This is a genomic window from Caloramator sp., assembly GCF_020054765.1.
Taxonomy (GTDB): domain Bacteria; phylum Bacillota; class Clostridia; order Clostridiales; family Caloramatoraceae; genus Thermobrachium; species Thermobrachium proteoclasticum.
The window spans coordinates 1-20,700 of record NZ_JAIHAO010000032.1 but is presented as its reverse complement, the minus strand read 5'-3'; the positions used below and the strand labels follow the sequence as shown (position 1 = coordinate 20,700).

The window sequence follows — 20,700 nt, the reverse complement described above, 5'->3', positions numbered from 1 at the left end:
GGAAGAACACCAGGTTGATAGGCCAGAGGTGTAAGCGTCGTGAGGCGTTTAGCTGACTGGTACTAATAGGTCGAGGGCTTGATCAATTTAGAAGTTAGAAAAGAACTTCTTGGTTGTGCAGTTTTGATGGAACTTGAAGTTGGAAAAGTTACACGTTAGGAATACCTAAAAGGTTTAACATCCAACATCAAACTTCAAACATTTAAAATATCCGGTGACAATGTCGTGAAGGAAACACCCGTACCCATTCCGAACATGATATTTAACAGCAGGGCCGATGGTACTGCACCGAACGGTGTGGGAGAGTAGGTCGCTTAAAGATAGTATGGCCCAGTAGCTCAGTTGGTTAGAGTGCCGGCCTGTCACGCCGGAGGTCGAGGGTTCGAGCCCCTTCTGGGTCGCCAAATTTTATTATTGCATTTTTAAAAAATATATTATATAATAAATTATGTAACGAGCGGGCGTGGCGGAATTGGCAGACGCGCTAGACTTAGGATCTAGTGCCCAGTGCGTGGGGGTTCAAGTCCCTCCGCCCGCACCATATGTATAAGGCTACCAATAGGGTAGCTTTTTATTTTTCAATTGATAGTGTAGAGATGACATCCATTTAGAATGCCATCTCTTTATTATTTAACAATTATTCCTACACATATAGCACGGAAAGGTTATGAGTGCTAAAGATAAGGTTCATTCACTATTAATGGAGACTATTATTTTCTTAGAGTATCGAATAAAAGTATTTTATATTTAAAAAAAGGTATTTATTTGATTGATATTATTTTTGATTAGAATATTGAAATAAGTTGTTTAAATATATTAATTGGAAGATGAATGTATTTTTAGTAAATAAAACATAAAATAATTACGTAGCCAAAAAACAAGATAGAATTATCTATAAAGTGGAATTGCTTGGGATGAAACATTCCTTTGAGTGTGGATAGTTTTATAACAGGAGTTATGAAATGGACTTCACTATAAAACTTAATCATACAATAAATACCAAAAATATTTCTAAAATTTTAAATAGTATAGCACATTTTTCTATTGATTTTTGGCAATAATTTAGATAGAATATAATAGCTAGGGTGGGCGGAGGGTTTATGATTGAAAGGAGAAAGGAGCATTGAAGGAGGCAAAGCTTGTAGTATTATCACTGGTAACAGGAATGATTGTTGGATTCATATTTCAAAAGCTTTCCCTACCTGTACCAGCACCGCCAACTATTGATGCCTTTATGGGTATCTTTGGTGTATGGCTTGGTTCAGTTGTAATTGATAAGATTTCAAAATGATTAAAGGAGGGAAAGTAAAATGATGACAATACTATTAGCAACAGTAGCAGGTATGATATTAGGTGCTCTATTCAAGAAGATGAATTTACCACTACCAGCACCAACAACATTACCTGGTGTTGTTGGAGTTTTAGGAGTATTATTAGGAAGTATGATAGCAAAAATGTTTTAAGAGGGTAATTTTACCCTCTTTTTATATATGAAAAGTTTAAAAAGTTTCATTTTGGTATTACAAACCAGGATGAAACTTTTTATGTTATAATAAATAAAAATGTTATATGGGGTGGTAGGATGAAGGAACTTAAATTTCACGGGAAAAGTATTATAATTGGAGAAAATTCAATTGAATATATAAAGAACATAGAGATGAAAAGGGTGATAATTGTAACTGGCGGAAGGTCTATGTTTGATAATGGGGCTATAGATAAACTTATTGGTATCTTAAAGGAAAAAAATGTAGAAGTACATATATTTAAAGGAGTTGCTAAAAACCCTACAACAGAAGTTGTTAAATTAGGAATAGAAGAAATGAAAAGGGTTAACCCTGACATTGTAATTGGTATAGGGGGAGGTTCTCCTATTGATGCAGCAAAGGCTATGGCACTATTTTATGAATATGATTTAGATATAGAAAAGGTAGAGGGAACAACTTTGCCACAGATAAGGCGTAGGACAAAGTTTATTGCAATACCATCAACATCAGGGACTGGAACAGAGGTTACAAGGGCATCTGTTATAACATATAAAGAAAAAGATATAAAAATAGGTCTAAAATCAGATGCCTTTATACCAGATTATGCAATATTAGATTCTACCTTGACATATTCAATGCCAAAGGAAGTAGTTGCTGAAACAGGAATGGATGCATTAACACACGCTGTAGAATGTTATATAAACAAAAACATAGATGAGTTTACAGAAGTACTATCAGAAGGTGCAGTAAAGGGAATATTTAAATATTTAGTTTCGTCTTATAATGGAGATAAAAAGGCACGAGATAAGGTGCATAAATATCAGTGTATGGCTGGCTGTGCCTTTTCAAATGTAGGGCTTGGTATGGCCCACGGTATATCCCACGCAATAGGAGGAAAATACAATTTATCCCACGGTTTATTAAATGCAGTATGCCTACCCTATGTTCTAAAGTTTAACTCAAAGGATGAAGAGGTAAAAGAAAGGCTTAATTATCTTTCACTTCAAATTGGAACAAAAGACTTTATAAAAGCGGTAGTAGAGCTAAACAAAAATTTAAATATACCTTTATCTTTTAAAGATTTAGGTTTAGATGAAAAAGAATTTTTTCAAAGAATAGATGAACTTACTGAGAATTCTTTAAAGGGTTCAACAAGGGTGAATCCTGTAAAAGTTAACTTTGATGAAATGAAGCATATATTAAGTTGTATATTTTATGGGAATATGGACTTATAATAAACTATAAAGTATGTTGAAATATAACAATATAATGATTGTTAAATAATAGACATCAATATATTGAGAAAAACTAAATAAAAGTGAGATAAACTATTTATAACTATATTTAAGCGTAATAGTTTTTATTAATAGCGTTTTTTAAAAGAAGGTTTGATTTTTTAGCCTCTTTTGAATGTAGCATTATTTAAAGATATATCATATAATCTCTTTGTTAAACTTAGAGAGAAGGAGATATATATGGGGTATTTATACAGAGAAATAGTTGAGTACAAACAAAAGAGGTTTGCAAAGTTTATACTTGGTATAATAACTTTTTTATGTGTACTTAATTTTGCAGTTGTTTTAACTGATTTAAAGAGATACTTAAATAATTTTCACTATGTATTGTATCTTATAGTTTTACTTCTAATATTTTTACAGCTTAAGATATGGAAAAAATGTAACAGACGTTACAGATATCAAATAATAGATGATGAACTAATTATAGAAAGATTCGATGGCAATAGAAGAAAAGTTGAGTTAAGTATTGATATAAAAAACATAATGAAGGTTGAGAAGGTTATAGATAAGATATGCGATGATATTGAATATAAGGAATATTGTATTTCAACAAAGAAGCATAATCTATATAGAGTTATATACAAATTAGATAATAAAGTCTATAGTTTTTGCTTTGAACCAAGCTCAAATTTCATAAATAAAATAAACCATATAATGAAAAAAAAGCCACTAGCAAGTTAGTGGCTTATTATTTTTGTATTTTCAATTATATCTATTCCAGTAAGTGCGAGAGCACTTGCTGCTTTTATAGTTTGTTCTAATGCAAAATCCTTAATTGTTGCATCTGCGAACTCTTTTGTATAATATTCTACATTATTCTCTGTTATACCTATATAAGGGTGAATACAGGGTATTTTATAGCTTATGTTTGCCATATCTAAACTTTGGCTCATAATCATCGGCCCGTGTATATCAACAATCCCCTTTTCCTTTAGATTGTGACAAAACACCTTTGAAAGTTCTTGGTGTGTTTTAAAGGGAACATATCTTACTATAGTATTATTTTCAAAATCGCATTTGTATATTTTTGAATAGAGCCTTGCTATATCAAGTATATCATCTTGAATAAAATCGATTAACCTGTCTTGATCTGATTTAATTAAAACCTTAACGCAGCTTTTTTCAGCTATAGAGCATATATCATCAAGACAGTCGGTTAATGTGTAGTTTATGTATATGTGTTCTTTATATTTAGATTTAATTGTTTCAATGCTTGATATTGTTATTGCAGCAGGAGTTATAGGATTTATTCCTTTATCAAAGTTTACAAGTGTAGAGCAGCCATATCCCTTAAATTGTAAACTTGAAATAAGCATAGATAAAGAAGAACCACTCTCTAAAGTTTTGGTATAAGGATGTGCACATAAAGCAACATCTACATCACTAAATAGATTATTTTGAAGCATTTTTATCTTTGTAGGCTCCTTTTCCTCTGATGGGCATCCAAATACAGTACAGCTGCCACCAATTTCGCTTATAGCTCTTTTTAACCCTATAGCACCTAATACATTCATAGAGCATTGTATATTATGTCCATTTATATATCCTTGACCATCTACAGCATCATATTCACAAATATATGCAATATTAGGAGCAGAGTTTCCATACTTTGCAATGAATGCATTTTTAATATCAGGTATTTCAGTTACATTAAATCCCTCATCCTTTAAAAGTTTTATAAGTTCATTACTGGCAATATTTTCACTATTTGAGCTATCATTTGATTTATATAATTCCTTAACAATTGAAGATATCCTTTCCTTTAAATTTTCAACATATCCAGTGACAAGTTCACGGATTATAGTTTTACTCATAATACCACTCCTCAAACTTTTTATATTATTTTTTGACATTTGTTAATAAATTATGTAATAGTATTGCTTTATTATATTTTTATATTTTTGTTATAATATAATATAATAACTTAAGGGAGGAGTAAAATTGCCTTTAGTAGATGATCTATTAAAATATAAAGAGGAAGTTGAAATTAGATTCCATATGCCTGGGCATAAAGGAAATACCTTAAATTTCAATGAGCTTGAAATTTTAAAGGAAAGTTTATTTTCAATAGATGTAACAGAGGTAGATGGAACTGATAACCTTCACGTACCAACAGGGATAATAAAAGAAGCTCAGCAGAGAGCCTCTGAATTTTATGGTGCAAAGCATAGCTTCTTTTTAGTTAACGGTTCAACAGCAGGAATATACAGTATGATTTTGGGGCTTTTAAATCCAAAGGAGAAAATAATAATACAAAGAAATTGTCATAGGTCAGTATATTCTGCCTGTATTTTAGGGGATTTAGAGGTTGTGTATGTTAATCCTACTATAGATGAAGAATTTAACATACCTGTCTCATTAGATGTTGAAGAAATAATAGATGTAATGGATAAGAATTTAGATGCAAAGGCAATAGTTCTAACATATCCAACATACTATGGTACCTGCTTTGATTTAGAAAAAGTAATAAAAGAGGCAAGAAAGAGAAATATTTACGTTCTTATAGATTCTGCCCACGGGGCACATTTAAAATGCTCTACATACTTACCAAAGGATCCAATTGAACTTGGTGCAGATGCTGCGGTATATAGTCTTCACAAAACAACTCCAGCACTAACCCAGTGTTCTATCTTAAATGTAAACATAGATAATATTGATGGTATAAAATTTATGCTAAATATGTTTCAAACAACAAGCCCATCATATCTTCTAATGTCCTCTATTGATGCAGCAATAGGTATAATGAATAGAAGTGGTAAGGAACTTTTAGAAAAAACAATATATTATGCAAATAAACTAAGAAATAGGCTAAATTTAATAGGCTACAAGACATTAGGAATTGAAGATATAGGAAAGTATAAAATCAATGATATAGATACAACAAGAATAGTTATCTTTTCCGATATAGGTGGACATAATCTAAATGAAATATTAAGAAAAAAATACAAAATACAAGTTGAGATGTCTGATGATAATAACATAGTTCTAATAGGAAGTATGTTTGACAAGGAAGATTATTATGAATATCTTTATACTGCACTATTAGACATTAAAAATAAATTTATACAAGGTAAAAATAAAAGTCAATCTTTTTTAAAGAAGGATTATAAAATCCGAATAAATATGAGGAGTGCTTATTATAGCAAAAAAGAGAGATTACCTCTTAAAGAGGCATTAGGGCGTATTAGTGCTGAGATGCTTGTTCCATATCCTCCAGGTGTACCTCTTCTTATGCCGGGTGAGGAAATAACTGATGATATAATAGATTTTATAGAACAAAATAGAGGTAAAATAACCTTTAACGGAATAAGTGATGAAGGTGCAGAGTATATTTATGTTATTAAGGAGTGATGATTTTTGAAGGGAATATTTATAACATTTGAAGGGCCAGATGGAGCAGGGAAAACAACTCAAATAAATCTACTTAAAGAATATTTAATTTCAAAGGGATTTGATGTAGTTTTAACACGAGAACCAGGGGGAACCCCAATTGGTGAGAAGATTAGAAGTGTAATTCTTGATGTGGAAAATAAAGAGATGGATGTTATATGTGAGGCACTTTTATATGCAGCATCAAGGGCACAGCTTGTAAAGGAGTTTATACTTCCAAATATTGAGCAGGGGAAAGTCGTTATTTGTGATAGATTTGTTGAGTCATCTATAGTATATCAAGGCTATGCAAGGGGAATAGGTGAAGAAAAAATAGAGGTAATAAACAATATAGCAACAAGAGGATTAGTTCCAGATGCGGTTTTTCTCCTAATGCTGACACCAGAGGAGGGAATAAAGAGGAAGAAAAACTCTGGAAAACTTGATAGGTTGGAAATGGAAAAAATAGAGTTTCACAAAAAGGTATATGAAGGGTATAATAGACTAAAGGGAAAAAGAAAAAATGTGTTTGAGATTGATGCTACTTTAGACGTTGACCATATACATAATAAGATTATAGGGATAGTTGAGAATTTATTAAGGGAGGAATAATTATGAAACTTGTAATTGCTATTGTCCACGATGAGGATTCATTTGAGCTTATAGAGGAATTGACAGACAATGGGTATAAAGTTACAAAGCTTGCGACGACAGGGGGATTTTTAAAGGCTGGTAACACTACTTTGTTAATTGGAGTTGAAAAGGAAAAGGTAGATAGTGTATTATCTATAATACAGGATGTTTGTAAAACAAGAAAGGGAGCAGTTTCTATGCCTTCGCCTATTGTAGGTTCAACGGGAGTGTTTGTTCCAACGCCTGTAGAAGTTACAATAGGAGGAGCAACAGTTTTTGTTCTTGATATTGAAAGATTTGAAAGGATATAATGGAGTGATTGTATGATTAATGTTATGGGGCAGGATGCTCAAGTTGAGCTTTTTTTAAAAACAGCAGATAAAGGCATGCTTGCCCATTCGTTTATAATAACGGGTCCTGATGGTGTGGGCAAAAGCATATTTGCAAGGTTTATGGCATCTTATATTTTATGCTTAGGAGAAAATAAACCCTGTGGTGTATGTTTAAATTGTGTTAGGGTGAAGAATAATAATCATCCTGATGTTATAGTAATTGCCCCTAAAAATAGTATAGGAGTAGATGACATTAGAAATCTTACTGAAAAGATAAATACAAAGCCTTACGAGAGTGATAAAAAGGTTGTAATAATAAAGGGAGCAGATTTGATAACTGTTCAGGGGCAAAATGCTTTTTTAAAAACGTTAGAGGAACCACCCCTTAACACCACTATCATAATGCTTGCAGAAAATATAAATTTAATACTTGATACAATAAAATCAAGATGTCAAATATACAAGCTAAATAGAATACCAACAGGTAAGGTAAAGGAATATTTATTGAGTATAAATGTTGATGAACAAAAGGCGGAACTATATTCAAATTTAAGTGATGGGATTATAGGAAATGCCCTTAAAATGCTTGATAGCAAATATCAAATTTTAAGGGATGAAACAATTAATATATTTTCAAGAATAGCTCAATTTAACAATTTAGATTTTATAAAGATAGAGGACTTTTTTACAGAAAATAAAGGTAATATAGATTCTGTTTTTGATATAATAATAACTCTTCTTAGGGATATATCGGTATTTAAAAATACACTAAGGGAAGACTATTGCTTGAATATCGATAAAATAGGTGTTATAAGGAATTTAAGTGGTGCGTTTTCACACGAGAGATTAAATAAATTCTTAGAACTATTTTTAAGTGCAAAGGGTAACATAGATAAGAATGCTAATTTTCAAATGGCTGTAACGGTGCTACTTTTAGATTTACAGGAGGTTTAATATGGTTACTGTAGTTGGCATAAGATTTAAAAGGGCAGGTAAAATTTATTACTTTGACCCAGACGGACTTGATATAAATAAAGGTGATTATGCAATAGTTGAAACAGCAAGAGGAATAGAGTTTGGAGAGGTTGTTATTGGAAAAAAGGAAGTAACAGAGGATGAAATAGTTGCACCTTTAAAAAAGGTGATTAGAGTTGCGACGGAGGAGGATAAATTAAAAAATCTTCAGAACAAGGCCAAGGAAGAGGATGCATTTCAAATATGCCTAAAGAAAATACAAGAACACGGCCTCCCAATGAAGCTAATTGATGTAGAATATACCTTTGACAATAACAAGGTTATATTTTACTTTGTTGCAGATGGAAGAATAGATTTTAGAGAACTTGTAAAGGATTTAGCAGCAATATTTAGAACAAGAATAGAATTAAGGCAGATAGGCGTAAGAGATGAATCTAAGATGGTTGGAGGTCTTGGCCCTTGCGGAAGACCTATGTGCTGTGCAACCTTCTTAGGTGAATTTGAACCTGTTTCTATAAAGATGGCAAAGGAACAGAACCTATCTTTAAATCCCTCTAAGATATCAGGAGTATGTGGAAGACTTATGTGTTGCTTAAACTATGAGCAGCAGACCTATGAGGAAATAAGAAAAATAACTCCTGTAGTAGGTTCAATTGTAAAAACTCCTGATGGAGAAGGAGAGGTTATAGAAAACAGCATAATAAGAGAAAGTGTAAAGGTTAAGCTCAAAACTCCAGATGATGTTGAAATTAAAACATACTCTGTACATAATATAGAATTAATCGAGGGACAATATGAACATAGAGAGATATCTGATGATGAGATTAAATCAGAAATTGAAGAATTAGAGGAATCTGATGTAGATATTAACAGCCTTTTAGAGGAATAATGGCTATATTTTGCCTAAGTAATACTTTTCAGATTTAAAAAAACGTGATAAAATAACCTTAGAAGTTTTCAGGAGGTGAAACTTATGGCATACAAGATTACTGATGCTTGCGTAAACTGTGGAGCTTGTGCTTCAGAATGTCCAGTTAACTGCATAAGCCAAGGAGATTCAATCTACGTTATTGATGCAGATGCTTGCATCGACTGCGGAAACTGTGCTAATGTTTGCCCAGTAGGAGCTCCAGTTCAAGAATAATCTACATAGTAAAAAGGCCTAACAAGGCCTTTTTATATTTGTATTCATACTATGTGTATAATAGGCAGGTATTGTTAAATACTTCAGGCTGTTGAAAAAGTTATATATTGATTAGCCCCATGAAGGATTTCTTGGGCATTCGTTCTACGGCTTAAGCAATTCTAAGCTTTTCTTTGTTTGAAAAAGTCCTATCCTCGCGATGCCATCGTCCTGATGGCCGCTCGGCTCGGCACGTCCTGTGCCGAATTACGGACTTTTTCAAAGTCGAAAAGTAATAATTGCTAAAGCTCATGAAAGAGCCTTTTGAAATCCATTCATGGGGCTTTTTCAAAATTTAGCTCACAAGTAGGTTTCTCAACAATCTGGCAGGTATTGTTAAATACCTGTTTATTATTTTAGATAATAAAAACTTTTTATAAAAAATGAATATAGATAAAGAAATATAAATATGATAATATATAAATATACCATATAAGGGTATATAAAGCTTTACTGGAGGTGTTGTATGGAAAGGTTATCAACTGTATTGGTATTTACACAAGGGGTTTTATCCTTTTTATCTCCCTGTTTCTTACCCTTAATACCAATCTATTTAACCTATATAACAGGGGAGGCGGCAAATAAGAAAAATATTATTATCAATACTATAGCCTTTATGATTGGTTTTACTTTAATGTTTATAAGCCTTGGTGCTCTATCGGGAACCATAGGTAGATTTTTATTAATAAATAGACAGCTGCTTAACAAAATTTTAGGTGTATTTATACTATTTATGGGATTGTTTTATTTAGGAGTGATTAAATCAGATTTTTTAAATAGGGAAGTAAAGATTGATTTTAAAATAGAAAGAGGTAGTTTAATTTCTTCATTTTTGCTTGGAGTAAGTCTATCACTTGGATGGACTCCCTGTATTAGCCCTATACTATCAAGCGTTTTGATGCTTGCAGCAAGCAGACAATCAAGCTTTATAGGAGCATACTATTTATTTGTGTATTCACTTGGGCTTTTAATACCATTTTTGATTTTTTCAATATTTATAAACAAATCCAGAGCCTTTTCAAAGCTTATTATGCAAAAGGCAAATGTAATTAAAATAGTTTCAGGGGTAATATTAATATTAACTGGTATTTTATTATTTACAGGAAAACTATATATTTTAACAAATATTTTAGGAGGTTTTTAATATGAAAAAAATAGTTTCAATTATTTTAGTAATTAGTATATTATTTTTATCAGGATGTTCAATAAATTCAAAGACTCCAAAGGATACGAACAAGACAAATCAAACTGAACAAAAAGAAGAAAATGTTGTGGCAAATGACAAGGCAATAGATTTTACATTAAAAAATATAGAAGGACAAGAAATAAAATTATCAGATTATAAAGGTAAAGCAATTATAGTAAACTTTTTTGCAACTTGGTGTCCTCCTTGCAAGGCAGAATTTCCAGGTTTTATTCAATTGGTTGATGAGTATAAGAATGATAGCAATGTAGTTTTTGTTTTCGTAAATGTAGGAGAAGACAAAAAAACAGTTGAGGCATTTTTAAATGAAAGGAACTACAAAATAAAACCACTTTTAGATGAAAAAACTGATGTAGCAGCATTATACCGTGTGACAGGAATACCTACAACTGTTATAATAAATAAAGAATTTAATATTGAAACTATACATATAGGATTTATGGAAAAGAGGGATTTGAAAAATTACATTGAAGCACTAAAATAAAAGGAGGACGTATGTTAAAGACTGGTGAAAGATTGGATGATTTGGAACTAAAGGGACTTAAGATAATACAAAATCCAAGCTATTTTTGTTTTGGAATTGATGCTGTTTTACTATCATCCTATGCGGTAGTTAGAAAGAAGGATAGGGTAGTTGATTTGGGGACAGGAACAGGTATAATACCTCTTCTTGTATATGGAAAATATGAACCAAAAGATATTGTTGGAGTGGAGATACAAAAGGATGTAGCAGATATGGCAAGAAGGAGTGTAGAATTAAATGGTTTAAGCGAAAAAATAACAATATTTGAAGGGGATATAAAAGACTGCTATAATTACATTGGAATAAATGAATATGATGTTGTTATTTCAAATCCGCCTTATAAAAAAGGAAAATCAGGTATATTAAATATGTCGGATACAAAGGCAATTTCAAGGCACGAAATTCTAATAAATATAGATGAACTTTGTTTTTCAGCTTCGAGGCTTTTAAAGGGTGGAGGACGTTTTTATATGATACATAGACCAGAGAGGTTAAAGGACATAATAATTGCATTAAATAATAACAAATTTAATCCAAAGAGGATTAGATTTGTTTATCCTAAGGTAAATAAGGCTCCTACAATGGTTTTAATTGAGGCTGTAAAATGTGGGGGAGATTTTTTAAAGATAGAAGAACCTCTTTATGTATATAATGAGGATGGAACTTATACACAAGAAATTTTAAATATATACGGAAGGTGTTAAATATGGCAGGGACACTATATTTAGTTGCAACCCCAATTGGTAATCTTGATGATATAACTTTTAGAGCTATAAAAACACTAAGGGAAGTTGACTTTATAGCAGCAGAGGATACAAGGCAAACATTAAAACTACTAAACCACTTTGAAATAAAAAAACCACTTGTGAGTTACCACGAGCATAATAAATATGAGATGGGCCCCAAAATTATAAATAGATTGTTAGATGGTGAGAGTGTAGCTCTTGTGACGGATGCAGGAACGCCAGGCATTTCAGACCCTGGTGAGGATTTGGTTAAACTTGCTATTGAAAACTACATAAATATTGTACACGTTCCAGGTGCTTCTGCTTTTTTATATGCTCTTGTGGTTTCAGGTCTTCCGACAAGAAGATTTGTTTTTGAAGGCTTCTTAGAAAGGGAAGGAAAACAAAGAAGGGAGAGACTTGAGGTATTAAAGAATGAAACAAGAACAATAATATTTTATGAGGCACCACATAGACTTGAAAAAACCTTAAGTGACCTATATGAATATTTTGGAGATAGAAGGATATCCCTCTGTAGAGAGCTTACCAAAAGATATGAAGAGATAGAAAGATTAAACTTATCTGAAGCTATAGAAATTTATAAAGAAAAAGAACCAAAGGGAGAATATGTTTTAGTTTTAGAGGGGAAAAGTAAAGAGGAAATTGAAGAGGAAAAAAGACAAGAATTTAGTGATATAGATATAAGGGAACATATACAAAAATACATAGATGAAGGATTGAGCAAAAAGGATGCAATAAAAAAGGTAGCAAAGGAAAGAGGACTTAAAAAATCAGAGGTTTATAAATATACTATAGAATAAAAAAAGTGCCACCCAGGTGAAATGTGACATTTTTCAAATAATACATAATGTCACATTTCACCTGGGTGGCACCTATATTGTTATTCAGCTTTTATTTCAGCTAAGCAGTTTTTACAGATATTTTTTTCCTTGAAGTTAACAACATCTCTTGCATCTCCGCAGAATATGCAAGCTGGTTGATACTTCTTAAGGATTATCATTTCTCCGTCAACATAGATTTCAAGTGCGTCCTTCTCAGCTATGTCAAGTGTTCTTCTAAGTTCGATTGGAATAACTACTCTACCAAGTTCGTCTACTCTTCTAACTACTCCTGTGGACTTCATATGTACTACCTCCTTCAACAATCTTCGACATTTCTTAATTAGATAATAACAAAGTTACCATTAAAAGTCAATGACTTTAACTTAATTTTTCTAATTAATTTAATAAAATATTTTAATTAACAATTTGGTAAGCTCTTACCTTTATTTTGTCCCTTATTTCAAATATTATGAATTTAGTGTAGAATATTTTAAAGAGGTGAATGTATTATGTTTGACGGGTTGAAGAAGAAATTGGAAAATTTAAATTCTATTTTAAAGGATAAAAATAAAGAATTGGATAGAGATAAGATAAAGGAGTATCTTATAAAAAACGATATTGCTACAATAAAAAAATCAAAAAAATTAAATGAACAGGAATTAAGGGCTGTTTCCTGTGATAAAGGTGTTGTTGCTGTTGATGGTAGTATAAATAATTTTGGAGGATTATATCCCCACTATATTTCATTAATTAGAGCTGTGGCACTTTGTACAAAGGGATATAAGGCGGAGTATGAAGATATTTATACACCTTTATTAGAGGAAAATATGACTCAAGATGAGGATGCAATAAAAAGAAGAGCAACAATGTCTAAAATGGAAATTAAGGCAGCTATGGATGCCATAAATAATTGTGAGGCTAATATTATTTTTATGGATGGTTCTTTACTTCATTATAAAATAGACTGCCCTTATGAATGGGATGAACTAAAAAAATCTGCTCTTTATAAAAATAAAATAATAGTAGGGATAACAGAAGAAGTAAAAACAAAGGATATTGGTGATGTACTTATAAAAGATGGACAACTTGATGATGAGTTTATCTATGATAGGGAGATACTCTTTAATATGTTAAGCGAAGGCGAGTATCTATATTTAAAAAAGGAAATAAAAACCAGAAAAAAGGATGGTGGCATTAAAAGTTTTTATGCAAGGTTTTCAGATGATCCTCAGGCTATAGGAATTGATTTTTTAAAGGAACAGGAGGCTGTATCAGAAGGTATATTGAGTTTAATATATACACTTACATTTAGTAAATCAAGGGGAATTCCTTATTTGATTGATTTAGTTGATGTTGAAACAAAGGTTACAGATGAAAAGTTAAAGGCTTTAATAGATGGCTATTTAGATAAGGAAGTTGTAGAAGTTTACTTCAATCCAAAGAGAAATAAGAGGGGGTATTAATTATGCAGGTTGTTGGAATTACCAATCAGCAGGAGGTATTTGTTGTTTCAGATAAAACACCATTTAAAATAAATCAAATACTTGTTATAAATGATGAAAGACAGGGACTTTTAAGAGGCGAAGTTGTAGAAACCAGTGCATATAACAGGTTTATTCCGCTTGATATAAATGGGGATTTTGTGGATAAAAGTGTGATTGCCTCATTGAAAGCGTTAGGGTACAGTATAGATGAAAATACCCTTTATATAGCAAAGGTAAGGCTTATGGTGGAGGCAGAATATCCAATACAGGTAGGTTCGGAGGTTAGAGTACCAAGATTTGATGAGGTTAAAGACTTACTTTTAAAGTCAAAGCTTGAATCGGGACTTGTACTTGGTGTCATAAAAAGTTCTGAGGAGCTCTACGATACAATGGAGGATGAACTTAAAGATAGATTTTTATTATATCAAGATGGAAAAATCATAAATCAAAATGGTGTTCCCTTTATATTTGATGTAGCTTCAATGCAACAGTATCCGCACATAGGTATTTTTGGAGGTTCGGGTTCAGGAAAATCCTTTGGTCTTAGGGTTATACTTGAGGAACTGATGAAGAAAAATATACCAACAGTTGTACTTGATCCCCATTTTGAAATGAATTTTAGAGAGAACCAAAAGGATGTAGACAAAAAATATCAATACGATTTTATAGATAGATTTGAATGTTTAGAAATAGGAAAGGCAGTGGGTGTAAAATTTGACAACTTAACTAATAGGGATTTAATAAACCTTATTGGAGCAGCATCTGCAGGAACGTTAACAGACTCGATGACTAATGTAATTGAACAAGTTCACAAAAATAAGGATACCTATTTCTCCTTTGAGAGAAGATTATCTCTATTGAAGGAGGCACTTGAGATAGGAAGTGAAAAGAAGATTTTAGACAGAAAGGCAAAATGCGATGATGATATGGATGCAGGTAAGTTCGATGAAATGATTGATATATATAGAGAGTTTGGAAGTTTACCACCTCAATCCGTTAATGGTGTGTTGTGGAGATTACAGAGATTGTATAAGGATGGTATATTTACAAACGATATAACAAGAGTAGAAAAGTGTTTAAAGGATGGAAAAATTGCGGTTGTGCAAGGCCCTATTAAGTTATTAAATGTGTTTTCAACCTATTTAATTTCAAACATTTATCATAAGAGAAGGGATTATAGAGATTCTGTTCAAAGAGGCGAGCATAAGGACTTTTTCCCACCATTTATAATAGCTTTTGATGAGAGCCATAATTTTGCTCCAAAGGGATATGATACACCATCAAAGTCAATAATAAAGGAGATTGCACAGGAAGGTAGAAAATATGGAGTGTTTTTAATTCTTGCAACACAGCGTCCGACACTCCTTGATGAAACGGTTACAGCACAGCTGAATACAAAGCTTGTGTTTAGAACAGTAAGGGCATCGGACATTGCAACAATAAAGGAAGAGACAGATATAACAAATGAAGAAGCAAAAAGACTACCATATTTGAGAAGTGGGGATGTTTTTATATCCTCGGCTCTATTTGGAAGAACAGTACCTGTTAGAATAAGACTTTCACACACAACAACCAGCCATACTCAAAATCCATTTGATGAGCTATTAAGTTTTAGGGATAAAAAATATGAAGAAGTGTATCAAGAGATAGAAAAGTTTTTGCCAATTTATACAACTGACCTTTTAAATATATTATCTAAGGTAAATAGGGATAAAATAAAGGATATAGAGGATTTAAAGTATTACTTAGATGAATTATCTAAAAGAGGTTTTATAATCAAAAACAGTGCATTTTTAGGAGAATACTATGACGGAAAGTAGGAGATGATTATGATGTATTTAGACATAATAAAGCAATACAGCAGGCAAAACAATATTCCAATTTATTTAGTTGGTGGTGCTGTAAGGGACATTTTGATAAATAGAGAAGTTCAGGATTATGATTTTACGACTTCTTGTTATATTGATGTGTCAGAGTATTTTAGCAAAAACACAAATGGAAAGTTGATTAAACTACACGATGATGTATACAGGGTAGTTGTAGATGGGATGGTTTTTGATTTTTCAAATTTTAAGGGGGATAATATATATGAGGATTTGAAAAATAGAGATTTTACAATAAATGCAATAGCCTATGATATAGTTAAGGAGGAATATGTAGACGTACTTGGGGGTATGGAGGATATTAAAAAGAAGATAATAAGGCACACATCAGAAAATATTATAAAGGATGATGCCTTAAGAATCTTAAGGGCATATAGGCTAAAGGGAGAATTAGGGTTTACCATTGATGATGAGACTAAAATATTGTTTGAGAGGGATATAGAATATATAGAAGTTGTAAAGGGTGAGAGAATAGCTGATGAACTTTTTAAAATACTAAAATTTAATAATAGCTATGATTATATACAAATGTTAGACGATATAGGGGTTATAGAAAAAATATTTCCTATTATGAAGGAAATGAAAAGGATAGGTAAATGCAAGTATCATCTTGTTGACGCCTATACCCACTCAACCCTAACACTTAAGTTTTTAGAGGATAGGTACCAAGAACTTTACGATACTAAATGGGGAGATAAGATAAAAGAGTATCTTTATGAGAATATTGGAACCTCCAAAAGATTAGAAGTTTTAAAGCTTGCGGCATTTTTACACGACATAGGTAAAGTAAAGGCCTTTAAGGATATAGATGGCAAAATAACATTTAAAGGACACGATGTTACGGGAATTGATGAATTTAACGCAATATTAAAAAGGCTTCCTATGTCTAATTCAAAGGCAGCATTGATTAAATCTGTTATAAAGGGCCATATGAGGATACTTGGACTTTTTAAGCAGGGTCCAAGTGACAAGGCAATGTATAAGTTAATAAAGGATTTTGGTGTGAATTTACCATCGGTATTAATAGCATCCTTATATGACGTGCTTGCTACAAGAAGCCTTCTTGATGAAAATGGTGAAAGTGATAAATATTTTCAATTTGTTATAAATTTGATGGATAGGTATTATGATTATGTAAATAAGAAGGATAGGTTTATTTCTGGTGAGGATGTATGCAGCATATTAAACATTGAAGGACCAAGAGTTGGGGAAATATTAGAGAGAACAAATGAGCTTATATTTAGAAACAAAATAAACTCAAGGGAGGAGGCAATTGAATTTATAAAAAGAAACAAATAAAAAGTTTAAGTTCATTATAAATAGTTAATCCCCTAAGAAAGAGTAATTCCTTCTTGGGGATTATTTATATACATAAAATCTTTTTCAAATATTATGAGGCTCTTTTAATTTTCTCAAAAGGCTCTTTAGATATATTTATGGTATATCCATCTTTGCTTTCAATAATTTGGAACTCGCAATTGCAAGCATCTGTATATGATGACCATAAATAATAATCTATTTTTAGACCATCTATGTTTATTGACTTTTTTAAATTAACCATACCATACGTGGAAAACCATTTTAGAAGTGAGGATAGATTTAAATGTTCTGCTACTTTGTATATTTCGAGCCTTTGTTTTGATATGTTAGTGAGTGGGAATTTTTTTATGAGTGTTCCATATCGGATCTTAAAAAGTTGAAGATCTTCAAAGTATTCGATTTTTCTTAGATTATCCCTATGGAATAATTCATAGACACCACAGTAGTTTCTGCGGAGTACACGCACGTCCCCATCATATACTTCAACGTCGATCCATTTTCCTCTCTTTAGATTTTTAACTTCCATTGGCTTTAAAATCATCCAAACCACCCCCGTAAATTTTTGAGGTTTCTAATTATATATTAACATAGTCTATGTAAATGGTGGTTAATGTTATGTTAATTTTAAGATAAGTCAAAATTTTTGTCAATAAAAATAAATACTAATTTTGTTAATTTTCGTATATATTTTTAAGGAGAACACGTTATAGGAGCATAAAATGGTTAATATTATATGGTTTTTAATGATTTTTGTAGGCATCTTGGTTAGTTTTTTTTATAATCCAGTTGACTTTACAAATATAGTCGCACAGTCGGCAGAAAGTTCTGTAAAACTCTGTATTAGCCTTCTTGGTATTATGGCTATATGGTCCGGCATAATGAAACTTTGTGAAAAATCTGGACTTATAGAATTATTTTATGCAGTGTTAAGATTACCTATGAAATTTATTTTTCCAAATCTTGAAAACAAAAATAAAAAGGCTCTCTACTTTATAGTAATGAATATTGCAAGTAATATGCTTGGGCTTTCAAATGCAGCAACTCCCTTTGGAATTAAAGCTATGGAGGAGATGCAGAAAATTAACATTAAAAAGGATACTGCATCGGATTATATGATTAAATTCATTATTATAAATAGTGCTTGCATACAGCTAATTCCAGCAACAGTAATATCAATAAGGGCTAATTTAGGTTCCTCATCTCCATCAAGCATAATAGGACCTACAATTGCAGTTAGCACATTAACACTATTTATAGCACTATTTCTTGAAACAATATTTAGAAGGTGGTATAAATGATTTCAATATATTTTGTACCTGCTTTTATTTTATTTGTGCTTATATATTCAATGTTTAAGGGTGTTAAAGTATATGAAGTTTTTGTTGATGGTGCAAAGGATGGGTTTAAAACTGTTTTTAATATAGCTCCATTTCTTTTGACAATGATATTTGCAATAGATGTGTTTAGGCGTTCAGGTGCTCTTGATTTGTTTATTAAATTGTTAACTCCAATAAATAATTTGTTTAATATCCCTTCAGGAGTAGTTCCTATGATTTTAATAAAACCCTTATCTGGAAGTGGAGCTATATCGGTTATGACAGATATAATGAAGACCTATGGAGTTGATTCAACTGAAGGGTTTATTGCAGCTCTTATAATGGGTTCAAGTGAGACAATTTTTTATACAATATCTTTATACTTTGGAAGTATTGGAGTCAAGAAAATAAGGCACACTCTAATAGTAGCCCTAATTGCACATATAATAAGCTGTATTATAGTCTGTAACTTTATTTGGATATTTCGGTAAACAGAACTAATTCTTTAATTTTATATTACATCAATTTAATATTTTGATATATAATATAAACGTACAAAGGAGGAGATATATTTGAGGGATTTAACAAAGGGAAATGAGATAAAGCAAATAATATATTTTGCAATACCAATGCTTTTAGGAAACCTTCTTCAAACTCTCTATAATACCGTAGATAGTATTTGGGTAGGTAAAGGAGTTGGAGAAAAGGGGCTTGCAGCAGTAACAGTTAGCTTCCCGATATTATTTATGCTTATTTCATTAATTATGGGAGTAACTATGGGTAGTAGTATTATTATCTCCCAATACTTTGGTGCGAAGGATTATGAAAATGTTAAAAAATCAATAAATACCACCCTATATTTTTTATTAATTTCTTCTATTGTAGTAACAATTTTAGGAGTAATAGTTTCAAAGCCTGTATTAATTTTAATAAATACACCAGATTCTATTTTGAATGATTCAAATAAATACCTAATAACGATGTTTTTGGGTATGGTGTTTATGTTTGGATATAATGGAGTTGCAGCAATATTAAGAGGTATGGGGGATTCAAAGACGCCTTTATACTTCTTAATGATAGCAACAGTTATAAACATAATACTTGATCCTATATTTATTTTTGTATTTAAGCTTGGTGTTGTAGGGGCTGCAGTTGCAACAGTTATAGCACAGGCTGTTTCCTTTATATTCAGCGTAAATTACATTAACAAAAAGCACGAACTATTTAAAATTAAATTGGATAGTATAAAATCAGATAAGGAAATATTAAAGAAAATAATAAAAATAGGAATACCAATGGGAGTTCAGCAGACTTTGGTATCCTTGGCTATGGTATTTTTAAATTCAATTATAAATGTATTTGGAGTAGATGCAATGGCTGCCTTCGGTGCAGCAGGAAGAATAGACTCATTTATGTCTATGCCAATAATGAGTTTAAGTGCTGCTGTATCTTCATTTACTGGACAAAATTTAGGGGCAAACAAGAAGGATAGAGTGGTTAGAGGATTTAGAGGAACACTTTTAATAGGAGTTTTGCTCTCTATTATAATTGCTTCCCTTGCGATAATATTTGCAGAACCGCTTATAAGTGTATTTAACTCTAAAAAAGAAGTGGTTGACTTTGGAGTTGATTATTTAAAAATAGTGGGAATGTTCTATTTTACATTTGCCTTTATGTTCATAGTGTCAGGTGTAATAAGAGGTTCTGGAGACACAATGGTACCTATGATAACAAGCTTAATTGCACTTTGGGGAATTAGAGTTCCCCTTGCAAAATATCTGTCAAGTAGTATAGGTATTAATGGTGTTTGGTGGTCTATAGGCATTGGATGGGTAGTAGGAAGCACACTTAATTACATTTATTATAGAACAGGAAGATGGGAGAAGAAGGTAGTAGTAAAAAAATCTTAAGAATGGCATCCTCATCACTTATAACTTTTAACCCCATAAAGGATTTATATTCTATAAATTCTTTCAGTCTGTTGAAAAAGTTATATATTGATTAGCCCCATGAAGGATTTTTTGGGCATCCGTTCATTTCGCCAAGCAATTCTAAGCTTTTCTTTGTTTGAAAAAGTCCTACCCTCGCGATGCCATCGTCCTGATGGCCGCTCGGCTCGGCACGTCCTG

23 protein-coding genes, 2 tRNA genes and 1 rRNA gene are annotated in these 20,700 nt (G+C 31.7%); 23 read left to right on the top strand and 3 right to left on the bottom strand.

Annotated elements, in window-relative coordinates; translation table 11 throughout:
* The 7 genes from JG776_RS09530 to JG776_RS09500 form a co-directional block, all read left to right on the top strand.
* Positions 1-86, top strand: a 23S ribosomal RNA gene (locus JG776_RS09530); the annotation flags it as partial.
* A gap of 241 nt (positions 87-327) precedes the next feature.
* Positions 328-404, top strand: a tRNA-Asp gene (locus tag JG776_RS09525).
* Positions 405-457: 53 nt separating this feature from the next.
* Positions 458-541, top strand: a tRNA-Leu gene (locus JG776_RS09520).
* A gap of 582 nt (positions 542-1,123) precedes the next feature.
* The gene (locus JG776_RS09515) at positions 1,124-1,291 is read left to right on the top strand and encodes a DUF1427 family protein (RefSeq protein ID WP_291966936.1); all 168 of its coding nucleotides are present in this window, start codon (positions 1,124-1,126) and stop codon (positions 1,289-1,291) included.
* Positions 1,292-1,310: 19 nt separating this feature from the next.
* Entirely contained in the window at positions 1,311-1,463 is a 153-nt protein-coding gene (locus JG776_RS09510; protein WP_291966934.1) for a XapX domain-containing protein, read from the top strand.
* A 119-nt stretch (positions 1,464-1,582) separates the two neighbouring features.
* Positions 1,583-2,719, top strand: a complete 1,137-nt coding sequence (locus JG776_RS09505) for an iron-containing alcohol dehydrogenase (RefSeq protein ID WP_291966932.1) — start codon at positions 1,583-1,585, stop codon at positions 2,717-2,719.
* 240 nt (positions 2,720-2,959) lie between these two features.
* Complete coding sequence (locus tag JG776_RS09500) at positions 2,960-3,463, top strand: hypothetical protein (RefSeq protein WP_291966930.1); 504 nt, start codon at positions 2,960-2,962, stop codon at positions 3,461-3,463.
* On the opposite strand, the gene JG776_RS09495 is transcribed toward JG776_RS09500, so the two are convergent.
* Positions 3,460-4,596 (bottom strand): hypothetical protein, encoded by a 1,137-nt coding sequence (locus tag JG776_RS09495; RefSeq protein ID WP_291966928.1) that lies wholly within the window; start codon positions 4,594-4,596, stop codon positions 3,460-3,462. The genes JG776_RS09500 and JG776_RS09495 overlap by 4 nt on opposite strands.
* Positions 4,597-4,723: 127 nt before the next feature.
* Between JG776_RS09495 and JG776_RS09490 the strand changes: the two genes are divergently transcribed.
* The 10 genes from JG776_RS09490 (at position 4,724) to rsmI (ending at position 12,547) form a co-directional block, all read left to right on the top strand.
* Positions 4,724-6,133 carry an aminotransferase class I/II-fold pyridoxal phosphate-dependent enzyme gene (locus JG776_RS09490; RefSeq protein WP_291966926.1) on the top strand — a complete coding sequence of 470 codons (1,410 nt, stop codon included), beginning with the start codon at positions 4,724-4,726 and terminating at the stop codon, positions 6,131-6,133.
* Positions 6,134-6,139: 6 nt separating this feature from the next.
* Entirely contained in the window at positions 6,140-6,763 is a 624-nt protein-coding gene (gene tmk / locus JG776_RS09485) for a dTMP kinase (protein ID WP_291966924.1), read from the top strand.
* 2 nt (positions 6,764-6,765) lie between these two features.
* Positions 6,766-7,095 (top strand): cyclic-di-AMP receptor, encoded by a 330-nt coding sequence (locus JG776_RS09480; RefSeq protein WP_291966922.1) that lies wholly within the window; start codon positions 6,766-6,768, stop codon positions 7,093-7,095.
* Positions 7,096-7,107: 12 nt separating this feature from the next.
* The gene (locus JG776_RS09475) at positions 7,108-8,070 is read left to right on the top strand and encodes a DNA polymerase III subunit delta' C-terminal domain-containing protein (RefSeq protein ID WP_291966921.1); all 963 of its coding nucleotides are present in this window, start codon (positions 7,108-7,110) and stop codon (positions 8,068-8,070) included.
* 1 nt (position 8,071) lies between these two features.
* On the top strand, positions 8,072-8,980 hold the full coding sequence (locus JG776_RS09470) for a stage 0 sporulation family protein (protein ID WP_291966919.1): 909 nt from the start codon (positions 8,072-8,074) through the stop codon (positions 8,978-8,980).
* A gap of 84 nt (positions 8,981-9,064) precedes the next feature.
* Positions 9,065-9,235 (top strand): 4Fe-4S binding protein, encoded by a 171-nt coding sequence (locus JG776_RS09465; RefSeq protein ID WP_018660104.1) that lies wholly within the window; start codon positions 9,065-9,067, stop codon positions 9,233-9,235.
* Between the two features lie 505 nt (positions 9,236-9,740).
* The gene (locus JG776_RS09460; RefSeq protein ID WP_291966913.1) at positions 9,741-10,418 is read left to right on the top strand and encodes a cytochrome c biogenesis protein CcdA; all 678 of its coding nucleotides are present in this window, start codon (positions 9,741-9,743) and stop codon (positions 10,416-10,418) included.
* 1 nt (position 10,419) lies between these two features.
* A complete protein-coding gene (locus JG776_RS09455) occupies positions 10,420-10,962 on the top strand; it encodes a TlpA disulfide reductase family protein (protein WP_291966910.1) in 543 nt (180 codons plus the stop codon).
* Positions 10,963-10,973: 11 nt separating this feature from the next.
* Positions 10,974-11,705: a tRNA1(Val) (adenine(37)-N6)-methyltransferase gene (locus JG776_RS09450; protein WP_291966908.1), complete on the top strand. Its 732-nt coding sequence runs from the start codon at positions 10,974-10,976 to the stop codon at positions 11,703-11,705.
* Between the two features lie 2 nt (positions 11,706-11,707).
* Positions 11,708-12,547, top strand: coding sequence for a 16S rRNA (cytidine(1402)-2'-O)-methyltransferase (gene rsmI, locus JG776_RS09445; protein WP_291966906.1), 840 nt, complete (start codon positions 11,708-11,710; stop codon positions 12,545-12,547).
* Positions 12,548-12,627: 80 nt separating this feature from the next.
* On the opposite strand, the gene JG776_RS09440 is transcribed toward rsmI, so the two are convergent.
* Entirely contained in the window at positions 12,628-12,870 is a 243-nt protein-coding gene (locus JG776_RS09440) for an AbrB/MazE/SpoVT family DNA-binding domain-containing protein (RefSeq protein WP_291966904.1), read from the bottom strand.
* 207 nt (positions 12,871-13,077) lie between these two features.
* Here JG776_RS09440 and JG776_RS09435 point away from each other — a divergent pair, with 207 nt between their 5' ends.
* The 3 genes from JG776_RS09435 to JG776_RS09425 are packed head-to-tail and all read left to right on the top strand — an operon-like array spanning position 13,078 to position 17,234.
* Positions 13,078-14,031 (top strand): DNA double-strand break repair nuclease NurA, encoded by a 954-nt coding sequence (locus tag JG776_RS09435; protein WP_291966902.1) that lies wholly within the window; start codon positions 13,078-13,080, stop codon positions 14,029-14,031.
* A 2-nt stretch (positions 14,032-14,033) separates the two neighbouring features.
* Positions 14,034-15,872 (top strand): ATP-binding protein, encoded by a 1,839-nt coding sequence (locus JG776_RS09430; RefSeq protein ID WP_291966900.1) that lies wholly within the window; start codon positions 14,034-14,036, stop codon positions 15,870-15,872.
* A 12-nt stretch (positions 15,873-15,884) separates the two neighbouring features.
* Positions 15,885-17,234, top strand: a complete 1,350-nt coding sequence (locus tag JG776_RS09425; RefSeq protein ID WP_291966899.1) for an HD domain-containing protein — start codon at positions 15,885-15,887, stop codon at positions 17,232-17,234.
* A gap of 91 nt (positions 17,235-17,325) precedes the next feature.
* On the opposite strand, the gene JG776_RS09420 is transcribed toward JG776_RS09425, so the two are convergent.
* Positions 17,326-17,796 (bottom strand): hypothetical protein, encoded by a 471-nt coding sequence (locus JG776_RS09420; RefSeq protein WP_291966898.1) that lies wholly within the window; start codon positions 17,794-17,796, stop codon positions 17,326-17,328.
* Positions 17,797-17,974: 178 nt separating this feature from the next.
* Between JG776_RS09420 and JG776_RS09415 the strand changes: the two genes are divergently transcribed.
* From JG776_RS09415 to JG776_RS09405, 3 genes are all read left to right on the top strand, one after another.
* Complete coding sequence (locus tag JG776_RS09415; protein ID WP_291966897.1) at positions 17,975-18,553, top strand: nucleoside recognition domain-containing protein; 579 nt, start codon at positions 17,975-17,977, stop codon at positions 18,551-18,553.
* Positions 18,550-19,062, top strand: a complete 513-nt coding sequence (locus tag JG776_RS09410) for a nucleoside recognition domain-containing protein (protein ID WP_291966896.1) — start codon at positions 18,550-18,552, stop codon at positions 19,060-19,062. The genes JG776_RS09415 and JG776_RS09410 overlap by 4 nt, the downstream gene beginning before the upstream one ends.
* 81 nt (positions 19,063-19,143) lie before the next feature.
* Positions 19,144-20,481 carry an MATE family efflux transporter gene (locus tag JG776_RS09405; protein WP_291966895.1) on the top strand — a complete coding sequence of 446 codons (1,338 nt, stop codon included), beginning with the start codon at positions 19,144-19,146 and terminating at the stop codon, positions 20,479-20,481.
* Positions 20,482-20,700: the final 219 nt, after the last annotated feature.